The following is a 15481-nucleotide window of genomic DNA, read 5'->3' on the forward strand; positions in this document are numbered from 1 at the left end:
CCGGGCCACGACCACCGGCCCGGGCGCGTTCACGACCGTCCCGCCGCGTCCGGCCACGACCGCCGAGCAGAGACCGTCGACGACCGCCAGGCGGACGGGGACGGGCACCGGCCCCGCTACCAGTGGGCGGCCCCGGCCCCGGAGCCCCGCCCCTCCGACGGGCAACGGGAGCGTCCGGTCGACGCGCAGCGGGAGCGTCCTTCCGACGCGCAGCGGGAGCGTCCGGCCGACGGCCAGCGTGAGCGTCCTTCCGACGGCCAGCGGGAGCGTCCCGCCGACTCTCAGTGGGGGCGTTCGGCCGCCCCGCAGCCGGAGCGCTCCGCCGACTCGCAGTGGGACCGCGGCGCTGGCGGACGGGGCCATGAGGCCGGCGTACCCGCCGACGGGTGGCCGCGCCCCGACCGGGCTCCCGCCGGGCAGCAGGCGCCTCCGGACGGCCAGCGGCGGCAGCAGGAGCCGGACGAGCGCCGGCGGGCGCACGAGGCGGCGCGTGCCGAGACGTACCCGGAGCGGGGACCGCGCGGGGTTGCCCGGCCCGACGCCCCTCGCCAGGCCGAGGCGTACCGGGGGTACCCGCAGCAGGACGGCGGCCTGCCCTGGCCACCGGCCGGCCCCCTGCGGCCCGGTTCCGACCGGAACGCGGCGCGGCGCGCCGAAGCCCACCCCGAGCACCGGCGACCGGCCGACCGCCCCCAGGACGCCGCGACCCCGCCGCTCCCGCCCGGGTACGACCAACGGCCGCAATCCCCCACCTACGGTGCCCCGACGACGTCCGGGCCGCCGGCCCCCGGACCGGCGGGCCGCCCCGTCTCCCCCGCGCCGGCCCGCGACCTGCCACGCTCCGACCGGCCCGACCCGACCGCACCGGTCCACGGTCGGCCGGTGTCGCCTGCCGGTCCCCTGTCCGGTCCTGTCTCGCCTGCCGGTCCGGTCACCGGACCGGTGTCACCCGCCGGGCCCCTTTCCGGGCAGACGTCGCCGGCGGGTCCCGCCCCGACCCCGGTGTCGCCGGCAGGTCCGACCGTCAACCGCCCGGTCTCGCCGGCAACCCCGGACGTCCGCCACCCGGTGTCGCCGGCGGGTCCGGTGAATGAGGTGGTCGGGCGGCCGGTGCCGCCAGCGGGTCCGGCCACCGGCCGCACGCCCCGCCCGGCCCCGGAGGACGACGCCACGCCGGTCTCGGCGCCTCCCGACGCCCGACTGCGCCTGGAGTTCCTGCCGGCACCGGAGGCGACCGCCAGCAGGGTGTCCGGCCCGGCCCCGGTGACGACCACCGACGCGGCCCGGCAGGCGACAGCCAGCGCGGTGCCCGGTCCGACCCCGGAGCCGACCGCCGACGCGGCCGGTCCGGCCCGCCAGGCGACAGCCGCCACGATGCCCGGGCCGGCCCCGGCACACCCCGGACCGGCCCGGCCGGACGCATCGGCGCCGCACCCCGGCACCGCGCACGGCGAAGCCCGGTCCGTGACACAGCCGCCGGCCCCTACGCCGTCCGGGCAGCCGTCCGCCACCCGTCCGACCGCACCGCACCGCTCGCCGGAGGACCCGGGAGCCGCAGGCACGGCCAGGCAGGACGTCCCGGCACCGCAGGCGCCCATCGCGCCCGACAGGCCCAGGCGGTACGTCCCGCCACCGCCCAGCAGCCCGCCCACACCGGCCGCCCCGCCGCCTCCCCAGGCACCCACCCCGAGCGGACCGGACGCCTGGTTCCGACCGTCCCGGCCCGTGGCACCTGCCCCGGTCACGCCGGACGGGGCTCGGCCCGCCGGCCAGGCTGACCCGCCCCCGACCGCCACGCCGCCTCCGACCGCCACGCCTCCCCCGACCGCCACGTCGCCCTTGGGCGACCCGGAGACTCCGCGCAGCACGGCGGCGCAGGGTGGCCTGTCGACTCCGAGCGGCGTGTCGACTCCGAGCAGCACGGCCGCATCGAGTGGCGCGGCGGCATCCAGCGAGGCGCCGGCCCCGAGCGGTACGGCACCAAGCGGCACGGTGGCTGCAAGTGGCGTGTCGACTCCCCACAGCGCGTCGGGCGTAGAGGTGCGGAACCGGGGCTTCGACGGGTCGGTCCCGAATCCTCCCGACGGCGGTGCCGCCTCACCCAAACCTGCCTCGTCGTCGGCGAGATCCACGTCACCGTCTCACGACCACCCGGAGCCGCCGACCGAGGTCGCCCCGGCGGAATCGGCCCCGGTCCTGCCGGCCAGCCCACCGGCATCCGGCCCACGGGTCGTACCGGCCCCAGCGCCGGCACCACCCGCGTCCTCGCTATCCGAGCAGGTGTCCGGTCCGCCCGCTGGGCTGGCATCGCCCGCGTCCACCCTTCCCGAGCCGGTACACGTTTCGCCCGCTGTGCCGGCGCCTTCCGCGCCCGACCCGGTGTCCGGTCCGCCCGCCGGCCCGGCCCCCGCGCCTGCCCCGGCGTCCCCTGCGCCGGCCGTCCCGACGCCGCCGACCGTTCAGGAACCGACTCCGGCGGACCCGCCGTCGGTCGTCGTACCGCCGGAGCAGCCGGTCTCCGCAGCGCCCGTCTCCGCGCCTCCCGGACAGACCAACTCCGCGTCGCCCGCGCCGCGCCCGGTCTCCGCAACTCCTGCCCGGCCCGTGTCGGCGCCACCGTCCGGCCCGCAGGTTGCGGCGCCGGTCGTACGGCCGATGCCGGAAGCACTGACGGCAGCAGCCCAGGCACAGCCGGCCGTGCCCGAACCCGTTGCGGCGAATGGAACCGCCCCGAACGCAGCGGCACAGTACGAATCAGCGCCGCCGCCCTACCCGAACGCGGCGGACACGGACACAGCGGCCCCGCGCATGGACGGGCACGCCACGACTCCCACGCTCGGACCGGTCGAGCGGGTGCCGAACGACCCGGCTACGCCCACCGGTGGAACACCATGGTTGTCACCGAAGGCTTTTGACACCCATGGTGTTCCACCCACCGCGGCCGATCCGCGTCCCGTGTCCGCTTCGCCCGTTGGTGCTGTGGCACCGGGGTCCACACCACCGGTTTCCCCCGTCGCCGGCCCTCCGGCCGAGCCGACGGAGGTGTCCCGGGCGGGTTCTGTCGTCGGGCCGACGGCCGGAACGAGCGAGCCGGTCCCGGCCGCACCGGCCCCGCGTCCGGTCTCCGCGCCACCGGCCCAGCCCATCGACGCGCCGCCAACCCAGCAGACCTCCCCGTCACCAACCCGGCCCATCGCCGTGCCAGCCGCCCAGCAGGTCTCCGCGCCACCGGCCCAGCAGGTCTCCGTGCCAGCCGCCCAGCAGGTCTCCGCGCCACCGGACCCGCGTCCTGTCTCCGCGCCACCAGCCCGGCCCATCGCCGCGGCGCCGGTACCGCCTGTTTCAGGGCCGCCCGTCGCGTCAGATCCGTACGTGCCTGCGCAGGACGCGTCCGCCGCTGCCGCGCCACAGGCCGACGCGGGGGCGGCCCCGCCGGGCGAGCCGGTCTCCGCTCCGCCCGCCGCGTCGGCGCCGCCCCCGCCCATCGTCCCTGGCGCGTCGTCGCAGGCACCGCAGCCCGTTTCCGCATCCGCCGCAGGCCTCGTGCCGGCCCGGCCCGTTTCCGCGCCGCCGACGGCCTCGGCACCGCCCACGGACGCCTCGCCGGTACCGCCCGCCTCCGAGCCGTCGGCGCAGCCGGTGTCCACGCCGCCTGTCGCCGCCTCGCCCGACGCCGCGCCCTCCATCGCCACGCCGCTCGCCGCCGCACCGCTCGGTGGGCAGGTGCCATCGACGAGCGCGGAGCGGACCTCCGCGCCCCGCACCGCCGAGCCAGACATCGCCGCAACGAACACCACCGAACCCCACACCGTCGGAGCGAGCGCCGCCGAATCACGGACCACCGAACCGAGCACCACCGGACCACTGGCCACCGAACCGAGCACCACCGGACCACGGACCAGCCAACCGAGCACGGCCGGACCACTGGCCACCCACCCGAGCGCCGCCGAACCACGGCCCACCCACCCGAGCATCGCCGGACCACGGGCCGCCGGACCACGGGACGCCGGACCAGGGGCCACCGAACCGAACACCATCGGACCGCGGGCCGGCGGGATGCCCGTCGGGTCGCGGGACGCCGGGCACCAGAGCGTGGCGCAGGGCGATCCGGAGCAGGTCCTGGCGAGCTACCGGTGGCGGCTCGATCCGGCCACCCTGCGGGAGGTCGTGGAAGAGCCGGACGAGTTCCGGACGATCCGGCGGCGGCTGACCGAGAAGCTGGGCGCGGCCGTGGACAACAAGTCGCGCGCCCGACTGCTCAGCCTGCGGGCGGTGGTGTCCCGGATTCTCGGCGAACTGGACGACGCCCTCGCGGACGGTCGGCTCGCGCTCACCTACGCCGAGGCCACCGGGGAGCTGCGGCGTACGGCGGTGGCCCAGGCGCGGCTGGCGCACGTGTTGCGCTGGCGCGGCGAGTTCGTCGAGGCCGACCGGCTCTTCGCCGAGGCGAACTCCACGGAGTTGCCCCAGCGGCTGCGCGCGGTGCTGCACGAGCACGCCGGGCGGTCCTGCTACGACCAGGGTCGGCTGATGGAGGCGTGTCACCACTTCGAGCGCGCCCTGGACCTGCGTGGCACCGAGGACCCCGAGTTGCAGGCCCGCATCCGGCTGAGCCTGGACGCGGTGGCGGAGCGGGTCGCGGAGACAGGCTTCGGGCCGTACCCGCGCAGCCGCGAGGACGTGCTGGAGCGTGACCGGCCCCCGATGCCGGCCCGCGACGGCGACCTGTGGGGTTTCTCCGACCCGGACGGCGACCTGGTCATCGCGGCCGGGTACGCGGAGGCGCAGCCGTTCCGCGACGGGCTGGCCTGGGTGCGGCGCCCCGAGACCGAGCGGTGGTCGCTCATTGACCGCGCCGGCGCCACGGTGCTCGAACCGTCGTACCCGGTGGTCCGCTCGTTCTCCGACGGGCTGGCCTGGGTGTCCGACGGCGGCGACGCCGGCTGGGTGGCGATCGACGCCACCGGCGAGGTGGTCGTGCCGCACGGCTTCGCGGACGTACGCCCGTTCCAACGCGGCGTGGCCGTGGTCCGCCGCGACGGCTGGGGCGCGGTCGACCGCAACGGCCGGATCGTGGTGCCCACCCGGCACCACGGGTTCGCCACCGTCCTGGCCGACGGCCGGTACGTCGACGGCTTCACCGAGGAGGGGCTGGCCGTGGTGGAGGTGGCCGGCCGGCGCGGCGTGGTGAACCGGGCCGGGAAGGTGCTGGTGGCGCCCAGCTATCCGGCGCTGGTCGTCCACCCGGTCGCGTTCCTGGTCGGCGACGGCACGGGCCGCTGGGGCGCACTCGACCGACGGGGCGAGCCGCTCATCGAGCCGGTGCACCGCGACCGCGACGAGGTCGTCGCCGAGATCGAGCGGCTGCTCGTCGACACCAGCCCCGTGCTCTGAGCGACACGGAGGCCCGCCACGAGGGGTGGGCATGATCCGAACGGGCTAGGGTCGACTCATGGAATTCCGTCACCTGGGCCGTTCCGGCCTGATGGTCAGCGAGATCTCGTACGGCAACTGGATCACCCACGGCTCGCAGGTCGAGGAGGACGCGGCGTTCGCCTGCGTCCGGGCCGCCCTGGACGCCGGCATCACCACCTTCGACACGGCCGACGTGTACGCGGGCACCCGCGCCGAGGACGTGCTGGGCCGCGCGCTGGAGGGCGAGCGGCGCGAGGGGCTGGAGATCTTCACCAAGGTGTACTGGCCCACGGGGCCGGGCCGCAACGACCGGGGCCTGTCCCGCAAGCACATCATGGAGTCGATCAACGGCTCGCTGCGCCGGCTGCGCACCGACTACGTGGACCTCTACCAGGCCCACCGGTACGACCACAGCACGCCGCTGGAGGAGACGATGGAGGCGTTCGCCGACGTCGTGCACTCCGGCAAGGCGCTCTACATCGGCGTCTCCGAGTGGAAGGCGTCGGAGATCCGCGCGGCCCACCAGCTCGCCCGTGAGCTGCACATCCCGCTGGTCTCCAACCAGCCGCAGTACTCGATGCTCTGGCGGGTCATCGAGTCCGAGGTCGTCCCCACCAGCGAGGAGCTGGGCATCGGGCAGATCGTCTGGTCGCCGATCGCGCAGGGCGTGCTGTCGGGCAAGTACCTGCCGGGCCAGCCGCCGCCGGCCGGCTCCCGGGCCACCGACGAGAAGTCGGGCGCGGGCTTCATCTCCCGGTTCATGACCGACGAGGTGCTGACCCGGGTGCAGCGGCTCAAGCCGCTGGCCGAGCAGGCCGGGCTGAGCATGGCGCAGCTCGCCGTCGCCTGGGTGTTGCAGAACCCGAACGTCTCCTCGGCGATCGTCGGCGCCTCCCGCCCGGAGCAGGTGCACGACAACGTCAAGGCGGCCGGCGTGAAGCTCGACGCCGAGCTGCTCAAGGCGATCGACGAGATCGTCGACCCGATCGTCGAGCGCGACCCGGCCCGCACGGAGTCTCCCGCCGAGCGCCCGTGACGCGTCCCGGCCCGGGCCGGCCCCACACCACGGGCCACCCGGGCCGGACCGCGCCACCACGGGCCGGCGGGCCGGACCGTGCCGGCGGGCGCGGGTCGTGCCGGCGGGCGCGCGGTCAGCCCTGCCAGAAGCGGATCAGGTCCAGGCCGAGGGCGTAGAGCCACGGGGGCAGGCCGAGGAAGTCGCCGACGGCGAAGACCGCGTCGAAGAACCAGCCGCCGATCCGCGGGTTCCACAGCAGCGCGAACAGCAGGATGAAGCCGAACGGGGCGAACAGGTCGTACATCCTGCGCCACTGCGGGTTCAGCCACGGCTGGATCATGTTGCCGCCGTCGAGGCCGGGCACCGGGAGCAGGTTGAGCACGCTCGCGGTGAGCTGGAGGAACGCCAGCAGCGCCACGGCCGCCCAGAACTCGACCGGCCCGCCGCCGGCCGCCCCGAGGCGTACGGCGAGCACCAGCACCAGCGTGAACAGCACGTTGGTGGCCGGGCCCGCGAGGCTGACCAGGGTGTGCCGCAGCCGCCCCGGGATGGCGTGCCGGTCCACCCAGACCGCCCCGCCGGGCAGGCCGATGCCGCCGAGCAGCACGACCACCACGGGCAGCCCGATCGACAGCAGCGGGTGGCTGTACTTCAGCGGGTTGAGCGTCAGGTAGCCCCGGTGGGCGACGCTGCGGTCGCCGGCCCGGTAGGCGACGACGGCGTGGGCGTACTCGTGCAGGCAGAGCGAGACCAGCCAGCCGGACACGACGAAGAGGAACACGTCGAGCCGGACGTTGCCGAACCCGTTCCAGGTGAGCACCCCGCTGGTCACGAAGAGCGCGACCAGGGCGAGGAAGACGGGGCTGGGCCGGAACGCCGCCCGGGGCACGCCGAGCACCAACGGCTCGCCCCCCGGGCGGTCGCCGGCCATCACTCCGCCGGAGGCAGCAGGCTCATGCGGTAGTCCACCCGGTCGTCCTCCACGAGCGTGACCGAGGTGACGCCGGACGCCGCGAGCTCCCGCCAGGCCTGACCGATCCAGGACTCGGCGTCCGCCTGGCTGCTGAACGACTCCGCCGGCCCCTCGACCGACTCACCGTTCGCGCCCTCGTACCGCCAGCTCCACGCCATGCCGCGTCTCCCCTCGCCGCTGATGTCCCTTGGGACGAACCCCCGCCAGCGTAGTCGGCCGGGCGCGGGGCGGCCCGACATCCGTACGCCGGGCGGGCGGCGCAGGGTTTCCCGGCCCCTGTCCGGGTATGGGCCTCCTGACGCGCGACGGGGCGGTCGCCGACCGCCGACGGGCCTGGAGGAGGCGACGATGGACGAACCGCTGCACGACAAGGACACCGAGGCGTTGCGGGCGATGGCGGTACGCGGCGGCATCCTGGGGGCCGCGCACATGGAACGGGAGGACCTGCTGGACGCCCTCGTCGCCCGCCCCGGGGAGGGCGCCTGGCAGGAGGACCCGAAGCCGGCGGCGGTCAACCCCAACGACTTCCAGTACCAGACACCCCGGTAGTCCGCCCCCGCCCCGCCGGGCGTTCAGCCCCGCTCCGCCGCCCCGCCGGGCGGCCCGTCCCGCTCCGCCGGGCCGGTACGGTGTCGCGGTGCTTACTCGGGGAGTGGTGCTCAGCGACCGGTACCGGGTGGCGATCGGCGGCATGGGCGCGGTCTGGCGGTGCACCGACCTCATGCTGGAACGTACGGTGGCGGTGAAGGCGCTGCTGCCGGCGTTGAGCGCGGATCCCGAGTTCACGGCCCGGTTCCGGGCGGAGGCGCGGATGCTGGCGGCGCTGCGCCACCCGGGCGTGGTCGCCGTGCACGACGTCGGCCGGTCCGTCCTCGACGACGGCAGCCAGGTCGACTACCTGGTCAGGAGTACGTCGACGGTCAGCCGCTGAGCTCCTGGCTGCGGCGGGCGGGGTCGCTCGACCCGGCGTCGACCATGTCGGTGGTGGCGCAGGCCGCCGACGCGCTGCACACCGCCCACCTCGCCGGCATCGTGCACCGGGACGTCAAGCCGGGCAACCTGCTGGTGAAAAGCGACGGCCGGGTGGTGCTGGTCGACTTCGGCATCGCCCGCTCCGGCACCACGGCGGGCATCACCGCCGCCAACGTGATGCTCGGTACCGCCTCGTACATGTCGCCGGAGCAGGCCGCGAACCAGCCGGTCTCCCCGGCGACGGACGTCTACGCGCTCGGCGCGGTGGCGTACTTCTGCCTGACCGGCCAGCCGCCGTTCGACGGGGACAACCCGCTCCAGGTGGCGTTGCGGCACCTCCAGGAGGAGCCGCCGCCGCTGCCGCCCGGCATCCCGGCGGCGGTGGCCGCGCTGGTGCGGCGGGCGATGGCGAAGCGCCCCGGCGACCGGTTCGGCGACGCGGCGGCGATGGCCGACGCCGCGGCCGAGGCCCGCGACGCGACCCTGGCCGTGGTCCCGACGTCCGCCCGCCCGCCGTGGGCCGTCGCCGGCTCGACCTCGGCGGCGCCCGCCGCCGCGCAACCGGACCAGGGCGGTACCCCGGCGGCCGGTGACGCCGTTGCGCCGGCCCCCGCCGGGCCGGTCGCCCCGCCGGATCCGTGGGCGCCGCTGCCGCCCGTCGCCGCCCGGCCCACCCGGGACCGGCGACGGGAAGCGACGCCTGGGGACCGGTCCCGCCCACCCGGGAGGACCCGGTCGAGCCGCAGCCGGCACGGCGGCGCCGGGCCGCGCTGCTCGGCTCGGCGGCCACCGGGCTCGTGGTGCTGGTCGGGGTGGCCGCGCTCGCCCTGGCCCCCGACGACGGCCCGGCCGGCGGAGACGTCCCGGCGGCGCTGACCGGCGAGTCCGCGGCGGCGGGCCCGTCCGGCGCGGCGGCCGACGACGGTACGGGCCGGTTGCGCGTCGAGCCCACGCCGGGTGCCACGCGCTCGACGGTGCCGTCGGCGTCCCGCAGTCCGTCGGCGTCGCCGCCCGGGCGCTCCCGGGTCCCGGCGGCGGGCAACGGCGAGCCGACCGTGACCGCTCCCGGAGGACCCGGCCCCGGACCGACGACCGGCCAGCCGGCGAGGTCGAACCCGTACACGCCGGTCGAGGCGTGCGGCAGCGGGTACCGGGTGGTCGACTCGGCCCCGCTGACCGCCTCGGGCCGCCGGAAGGGCAGGGTCTACCTGCTCTACCACGCCGGCACCGGCAACAACTGCGTGGTCACGATGAAGGAGACCGCGGTGGGTACGGCGACGGCCGCCTCGGCGTGGCTGGAGGTGCGGGGCCGGGCGCGCAGCACCGACAGCGGGTCGTTCTCGTACTACGCGGGACCGGTGCGGGCCAAGGCCGCCGGGGTGTGCGTGAAGTGGGGCGGGTCCACCGGCGGGGCCAGCTACGGCAGCGGTTTCGAGCACTGCGACTGAGCGCGGCCCGGGGGCGCCCCTGCCCGCGGCGGTGACCGGGCCGGCCGTTGCGGGGTCCGGGCCGGTCGTACCCCGCACCTCCGGGGGGCCGCACCCGGGCGCTGGCTCTAAAGTACGGGCATGTCCCTTGACGGGTGGAACACGGTCCTGGTGCTCGGCGGTATCCGGTCCGGAAAGTCCGAGTTCGCCGAGTCCCTGGTTGCCGACGCGCCGACGGTCCGCTACGTGGCCACGGCCGCCGACGCGCCCGCCGACGACGCGGAGTGGGCGGCGAGGCTGGCGGCGCACCGCGAGCGCCGACCGGAGACCTGGACCACCGAGGCGACCGCGGACGACCCGCGCCGCCTCGCGGACGTGCTCGCCTCCGCCGGGCCCAACGAGACGCTGCTCGTCGACGACCTCGGCGGCTGGGTGACCGTGCTGCTCGACCCGGCGCACCAGCCAGCGGACGACACCGCCACCATCGCCGAACTGGCGGCGGCGGTGCGCTCCTGCGCGGCCCGACTGGTGCTGGTCAGCCCCGAGGTCGGGCTCTCCCTGGTGCCCACCACCCCGCTCGGGCGGGCCTTCACCGACGCGCTGGGCGCGGCCAACCGGGCGGTCGCCGACGCCTGCGACGCGGTCGTCCTCGTGGTCGCCGGCCAGGCCGCCTGGCTCAAGCCGGGCGCCCCGCACCCGGCCACCGTGCCCGCGCAGCCCGGCCCCATGCAGACCGGGCCCGCACACGCCGGGCCCGCACACGCCGGGCCCGCGCAGACCGGGCCGGCGCAGACCGGGCCCGCACACGCCGGGCCCGCACAGGCCGGCCGGGCGCAGTTTGGCGCCCCGGGCATTCCCGGCGGCGCTGGCGGCTCGCTGGCCGCGTCGGAGCCCTCCCCGGACGTGTTCACCCCCACGCCGCCGGCCGCCCCGGACGCGGTGCCCGGCGCCGAGCCGACCGGCACCGCCTGGGCCGCCCCGACCATGGCGCTGCCGATGGTCGCCACGGGCCTGGTCATCCAGCCCGGCATGGAACTGCCCATGCCCGACGAGTACGCCGGCCCGCAGGCGATCGAGCGGCTCGCCACCCTGGACGTGCCCGGGTCGGGGCTGGGCGTGCTGGAGCGGGCCGTCGGGTTCGCCGCCGCCACCCAGGGCACCGTCACCCCGGCCCCGTGGGGCTCGGTGCGGGTACTGCTGCTGCACGGCGACCACCTCGGCGACGCCGCCGCCGGCACCGTGGCGGGCGAGTCGGCGCGCCGGGCCCGGCAGGCCCGCGCCGGGCAGGGGGCGCTGGCCCGGCTGGCCGCCGAGAGCGGCGCCGAACTCCAGGTGGTGGAGGTCCCGGCGTCCGCGCCGATGGAGACCGAACCCACGCTGACCGGCGAGCAGGTCGAGGTCGCCCTGCGCTACGGCTGGCGGCTCGCCGAGGAGGCCGCCGACGCGGGCGTACGACTGCTGGTGCTCGGGGCGTGCGGCGCCGGCACCGAGGCTGCCGCGGCGGCGGTGCTGGTGGCGACGGCGGGCGCCGAGGCGCCGGCGGTGCTACGTCGGGTGGTCACCGACTCGGGCGAGATCGACGACGCGGCCTGGATGCGGCGGTGCGCGGCGGTACGGGACGCGCTGCACCGCACCCGGAACTCGCCGCGCAGCGCCAAGGACGTGCTGGCCGAACTGGGTGGCGGGGACGTCGCCGTGGCCACCGGCGTGCTGCTCGGCGCCACCGCCCGCCGGCTGCCGGTGATGCTCGACGGGCCGGTCGGGGTGGCCGCCGCCATGGTCACCCGCGACCTGGCCGGGCAGGCCCGACACTGGTGCCTGCTGGCCGACCACGGCGGGCACCCCGCCGTCCAACTCGGCGCCGACGTGCTCGGCCTGACGCCCCTGCTCGACCTGCGGCTCGACCTGGGCGAGGGCGCGAACGCGCTGGCCGCGCTGCCGCTGCTGCGCTCGGTGCTGGCGCTGGCCGCCGCGCTGCCGGCCCACCCGTCGCTCGGCGGTGGCGAGGACGACGAGCCGGACACCACGCCGGACACCGACGAGCCCGACTTCCGCGAGCCGGAGCCGGCCGGTCCCGGACCGACCAGCACCGAACCCGACTTCCGCGAGCCGGAGCCCGCCGGCCCCGGACCGACCAGCACCGGGGCCGACCTCCGCGAGCCCCGCGGCGCCGGGCCGGACACGGAAGCGGTGGACCCGTCCGGCCGGCGTGCCGGCTGAGTCGCGGCTCGCCGACGGGGCGCGGCTGGCGCTGACCACCTTCACCATCCTGCCGGTACGCGCCGGCCGCATCGACCGGTCGGTGGCGGGCACGGCGATGGCGCTCGCCCCGGCGGTCGGCGCGCTGCTCGGCGTCGTCCTCGCCGGCGTCCTGCTGCTCCCCGGTGCGCTCGCGCCCCCGCTGGTGGCGGCGGCGGTGACCGTCGGCGTCGGGGCGCTGCTCACCCGGGGGCTGCACCTCGACGGGCTGGCCGACACCGTCGACGCGCTGGGGTCGTACCGGCGGGGGGACGCCGCGCTGGAGATCATGAAGAAGCCGGACGTGGGCCCGTTCGGGGTGGTCGCGCTGGTGGTCGTACTCCTGGTGCAGACGGTCGCCCTCGCGGAGCTGGCGGGACGGTCGTGGCCGGCGGCGCTCGCGGCGGTGGTCGCGGCGACCGCCGCCGGCCGGCTCGGGGTGGCGGTGGCCTGCCGGCGCGGGGTGCCGGCCGCCCGCCCGGAGGGGCTCGGCGCGCTGGTCGCGGGCACCGTCGGGCCGGTCGCCCTGGCCGCCGGCGCCATCGCCGTCGCGCTGCCGGCGCTCGCGGCCGTGCCGGGCCGCCCGTGGCAGGGGCCGCTCGCCGTCGCCGTGGCCCTCGCCGTCGCGGTGGGGCTGCTGCGACACGTGGTACGCCGGCTCGGCGGCGTCACCGGCGACGTGCTCGGCGCGACCGTGGAGGTGGTCACCACGCTGGTCTACCTGGGAGTGGTGCTGTCCGGCTGAACGGGGCGCACCGCGCCGGGTAGCGTTCTCCCACGACAGGACCGGCGCGGCCAACCGGGGGACGACATGCTCATCACGGACGACTTCCTGCCCGTACCGGTTCCGGAGTCGCTGAGCGCGACCTACCTGGTGCCCATGACGGGGCTGCCGAAGGTGAGCGCGAAGACGGCGGTGGCGCGGCTCACCGGCCGGCTGGCGGAGCCGGTGCACGGGCTCGCGCGGCACATGCTCGACAGCCCGCTGATGAGCGTCGACACCCGGCCGATCGCCGAGTTCCCCGAGCTTCCGCCGGACCTACTCACCGCGTTCGGCGCCACCGAGGAGCAGCTGGCCCGGCTGGCCGCCGCGAGCCACCTGGTCGTGGTGCAGGCCGAGTACCGGCCCGGCTGGCCGCCGGCCCACGAGTGGGCGGCCCGGGCGGTGGCCGCCGCAGTCGCCGAGTCCGTCGACGGCGACGTGGTGGACGTGTTCGGCCTCCAGTTCCTCGACCCGGCGACGGCGCTGCGCTCGCTGCCCGACGACCAGGGGCGGATCCGGCTGGTCGACTGGGTGCTGGTGCCCTACTCCTCCGACGCCGAGGGGCTCTGGTTCACCACGAAGGGGCTGCGCCGCTTCGGGCTGCTGGAGTTGCAGACCCAGGGCGTGCCGGACCACCTGACCCGGGCCTGGGGCGCGGTGATGACCGGGGCCGCCCGGCGGCTGCTGCGGGACTGGACCGACGGGCTCTCCGGGGAGGAGGTGCCGGCGTTCGTGCAGCTGCCGGTGCTGGCCACGGTGACCGGGCACGACATCGCGGTGGCGTACGGCAATCCGGAACAGCACGGCGCGACGGCGCCGGTGCTGCTGCGCCTGGAGCTGGACCCGGCCACCGACCCCGACGCCGACTCGTTCCTCAGCCTGCGCCCGCCCGCCGGGCACCCGGGGCCGGACGGCCGCTACTACGCCGCCGCCTGCGCCACCCTCTTCGCCGGCATCCAGCCGGACGTGCGCTACGCCCGGGCGGGCGACGCGATGAGCAGGGCGGTCGCCACCGCCCGGGCCGGGCTGGGCGACATCCGGGCCCGGTTCCTCGCCGGCCAGCTCCCGCCGGAGACGCAGCTCGTGGTCAAGTACGGCCTGCCCGGCGACGACGGCCCCGAGCTCGTCTGGGCCGGGGTGACCTCGTGGGACGCCCCGGAGCGGATCGTGGCCGCCAGCGCCTGCGACGCCAACACCGACCCGACCGTGCGCATCGGCTCCCCGGTCGTCGTGGAGGCCACCGACGTGGTCGACTGGGCCGTCCTGGACGGCACCGGCGTCATCGAGGGCGGCTGGACCCAGGCCGTCCTCGACGCCGGCGAACGCCCCCACCCCCCACTCTGACCCCCTGCCCTCCCCCCTCCCCCTGCCCCCCGATCCCCCCGTTGATCATGAAGTTGTTGCCGGGACACGCCGGTCCGGGTGACAACAACTTCATGATCAACGGGGAGAAAGGGGCGGGGGAGGGGGCGGGGCGGGGTTAGCGCACCGAGGGGGTTACGAACGGGGGGCGGGTGACGCGCATCTGGGCGCGGCGGCCGCGGATGTCCACCTCGACCAGGTCGCCGTCGGTCAGCTTCGCGGCGGTGTCCAGCAGCGCCAGGGCGACGCCCTGCTTCTTCGTCGGCGAGAACGTGCCGCTGGTGATCGTGCCGACCTCCGCGTCGCCGACGTGCACCGTCATGCCGGGGCGCGGGATCGCCCGGTCGACCGCCTCCAGGCCGCGCAGCGTACGCCTCGGGCCGGCAGCCTTCTCCGCGAGCAGCGCGTCGCGGCCCCAGAAGGCCGGCTTGTCCCAGCCGACCGCCCAGCCGGAGCGGCCCTGCACCGGGGTGATCTCCAACGACAGGTCCTGACCGTGCAGCGGGTAGCCCATCTCGGTGCGCAGGGTGTCCCGGGCGGCCAGCCCGCAGGCGCGCAGCTCGGCGTCCGCCGCGAAGAGCGCGTCCCAGACCGCGACCGCGTCGGCCGCCGGCACCACCAGCTCGTAGCCCAGCTCGCCGGTGTAGCCGGTGCGGCACACCGTCAGCTCCACCCCGTCGAGCGTCGCGGTGGAGAAGCTCATGTAGTCGTGCCCGGTCGGCAGGCCCAGCGCGCCCAGCAGCTCGACCGAGCGCGGGCCCTGCACGGCGAGCACGGCGTACGCCTCGTGCTCGTCGGTGACCGTGACCGACGCCGGGGCGGCGGCGCGCAGCCGGCGCACCACCTCGGCGGTGTTCGCGGCGTTCGGGATGAGGAAGACGTGGTCGTCGGCGTGCAGGTAGGCGATGATGTCGTCCACCACGCCGCCGGTGGCGTCGTCGCAGCAGAGGGTGTACTGCGCCCGGCCCGGCCCGATCCGGCCCAGGTCGTTGCTGAGGCAGGCGTTGACGAACTCCGCCGCGCCCGGCCCCGCGACCCGCGCCTTGCCCAGGTGGGAGACGTCGAACACGCCCACCCCGGTCCGCACCGAGGTGTGTTCCTTCAGCACCCCGCCCCCCGCGTACTCCAGCGGCATCTCCCAGCCACCGAACGGGGCGAACTTGGCGCCGCGAGCGGTGTGCCGCTCGTGCAGCGGGGAACGGCGCAGCCGGGTCGCGGCGGCGTCGGAGGTCACGTCGGTCATGGGTGGGAACTTACCGGGAGCTGGGCGGCTGGTTAGCATCGGCGGGACCCGTCGGAGCCGTCGACGGGAC

Annotated in this window: 12 protein-coding genes; 9 read left to right on the forward strand and 3 right to left on the reverse strand. The window is 76.7% G+C overall.

The features are described 5' to 3' along the window. Positions 1 to 3639 precede the first annotated feature (3639 nt). Together ACPXCB_RS10705 and ACPXCB_RS10710 are read left to right on the forward strand one after the other, a co-directional pair. Positions 3640 to 5394, forward strand: a complete 1755-nt coding sequence (locus tag ACPXCB_RS10705; protein WP_425874418.1) for a WG repeat-containing protein — start codon at positions 3640 to 3642, stop codon at positions 5392 to 5394. Between the two features lie 58 nt (positions 5395 to 5452). Then, complete coding sequence (locus tag ACPXCB_RS10710; protein ID WP_327029177.1) at positions 5453 to 6451, forward strand: aldo/keto reductase family protein; 999 nt, start codon at positions 5453 to 5455, stop codon at positions 6449 to 6451. A 115-nt stretch (positions 6452 to 6566) separates the two neighbouring features. On the opposite strand, the gene ACPXCB_RS10715 is transcribed toward ACPXCB_RS10710, so the two are convergent. Then, positions 6567 to 7364, reverse strand: coding sequence for a site-2 protease family protein (locus ACPXCB_RS10715; RefSeq protein ID WP_151456672.1), 798 nt, complete (start codon positions 7362 to 7364; stop codon positions 6567 to 6569). Beyond that, complete coding sequence (locus ACPXCB_RS10720) at positions 7364 to 7564, reverse strand: hypothetical protein (protein ID WP_151456671.1); 201 nt, start codon at positions 7562 to 7564, stop codon at positions 7364 to 7366. The genes ACPXCB_RS10715 and ACPXCB_RS10720 overlap by 1 nt, the downstream gene beginning before the upstream one ends. A gap of 190 nt (positions 7565 to 7754) precedes the next feature. Here ACPXCB_RS10720 and ACPXCB_RS10725 point away from each other — a divergent pair, with 190 nt between their 5' ends. The 7 genes from ACPXCB_RS10725 to ACPXCB_RS10755 all read left to right on the forward strand — a co-directional run bounded on the left by ACPXCB_RS10725 (position 7755) and on the right by ACPXCB_RS10755 (position 14150). Continuing rightward, positions 7755 to 7955 (forward strand): hypothetical protein, encoded by a 201-nt coding sequence (locus ACPXCB_RS10725; RefSeq protein WP_425874420.1) that lies wholly within the window; start codon positions 7755 to 7757, stop codon positions 7953 to 7955. A gap of 88 nt (positions 7956 to 8043) precedes the next feature. Next, complete coding sequence (locus ACPXCB_RS10730) at positions 8044 to 8337, forward strand: hypothetical protein (RefSeq protein ID WP_425874516.1); 294 nt, start codon at positions 8044 to 8046, stop codon at positions 8335 to 8337. An 8-nt stretch (positions 8338 to 8345) separates the two neighbouring features. Beyond that, positions 8346 to 9254 carry a serine/threonine-protein kinase gene (locus ACPXCB_RS10735; RefSeq protein ID WP_425874513.1) on the forward strand — a complete coding sequence of 303 codons (909 nt, stop codon included), beginning with the start codon at positions 8346 to 8348 and terminating at the stop codon, positions 9252 to 9254. After that, positions 9179 to 9826: a hypothetical protein gene (locus tag ACPXCB_RS10740; RefSeq protein ID WP_425874421.1), complete on the forward strand. Its 648-nt coding sequence runs from the start codon at positions 9179 to 9181 to the stop codon at positions 9824 to 9826. Before ACPXCB_RS10735 ends, ACPXCB_RS10740 begins: the two co-directional genes overlap by 76 nt. A gap of 120 nt (positions 9827 to 9946) precedes the next feature. Continuing rightward, entirely contained in the window at positions 9947 to 12025 is a 2079-nt protein-coding gene (locus ACPXCB_RS10745) for a bifunctional adenosylcobinamide kinase/adenosylcobinamide-phosphate guanylyltransferase (RefSeq protein WP_425874423.1), read from the forward strand. Beyond that, positions 12015 to 12788 carry an adenosylcobinamide-GDP ribazoletransferase gene (cobS, locus tag ACPXCB_RS10750; RefSeq protein ID WP_425874424.1) on the forward strand — a complete coding sequence of 258 codons (774 nt, stop codon included), beginning with the start codon at positions 12015 to 12017 and terminating at the stop codon, positions 12786 to 12788. The genes ACPXCB_RS10745 and cobS overlap by 11 nt, the downstream gene beginning before the upstream one ends. A gap of 66 nt (positions 12789 to 12854) precedes the next feature. Beyond that, the gene (locus ACPXCB_RS10755; RefSeq protein ID WP_425874426.1) at positions 12855 to 14150 is read left to right on the forward strand and encodes a DUF2314 domain-containing protein; all 1296 of its coding nucleotides are present in this window, start codon (positions 12855 to 12857) and stop codon (positions 14148 to 14150) included. A 136-nt stretch (positions 14151 to 14286) separates the two neighbouring features. On the opposite strand, the gene gcvT is transcribed toward ACPXCB_RS10755, so the two are convergent. Continuing rightward, entirely contained in the window at positions 14287 to 15411 is a 1125-nt protein-coding gene (gene gcvT, locus ACPXCB_RS10760) for a glycine cleavage system aminomethyltransferase GcvT (RefSeq protein WP_425874428.1), read from the reverse strand. Positions 15412 to 15481: the final 70 nt, after the last annotated feature.

This window comes from Micromonospora sp. DT62 (genome assembly GCF_049847285.1).
Classification (GTDB): domain Bacteria; phylum Actinomycetota; class Actinomycetes; order Mycobacteriales; family Micromonosporaceae; genus Micromonospora; species Micromonospora reichwaldensis.

Bases quoted from the DNA above. Each gene is read 5' to 3' on its own strand.
- ACPXCB_RS10710 (WP_327029177.1), top strand. From the start codon at position 5,453: ATGGAATTCCGTCACCTGGGCCGTTCCGGCCTGATGGTCAGCGAGATC.
- ACPXCB_RS10715 (WP_151456672.1), bottom strand. From the start codon at position 7,364: ATGGCCGGCGACCGCCCGGGGGGCGAGCCGTTGGTGCTCGGCGTGCCC.
- ACPXCB_RS10720 (WP_151456671.1), bottom strand. From the start codon at position 7,564: ATGGCGTGGAGCTGGCGGTACGAGGGCGCGAACGGTGAGTCGGTCGAG.
- ACPXCB_RS10725 (WP_425874420.1), top strand. From the start codon at position 7,755: ATGGACGAACCGCTGCACGACAAGGACACCGAGGCGTTGCGGGCGATG.
- ACPXCB_RS10745 (WP_425874423.1), top strand. From the start codon at position 9,947: ATGTCCCTTGACGGGTGGAACACGGTCCTGGTGCTCGGCGGTATCCGG.
- ACPXCB_RS10755 (WP_425874426.1), top strand. From the start codon at position 12,855: ATGCTCATCACGGACGACTTCCTGCCCGTACCGGTTCCGGAGTCGCTG.
- gcvT (WP_425874428.1), bottom strand. From the start codon at position 15,411: ATGACCGACGTGACCTCCGACGCCGCCGCGACCCGGCTGCGCCGTTCC.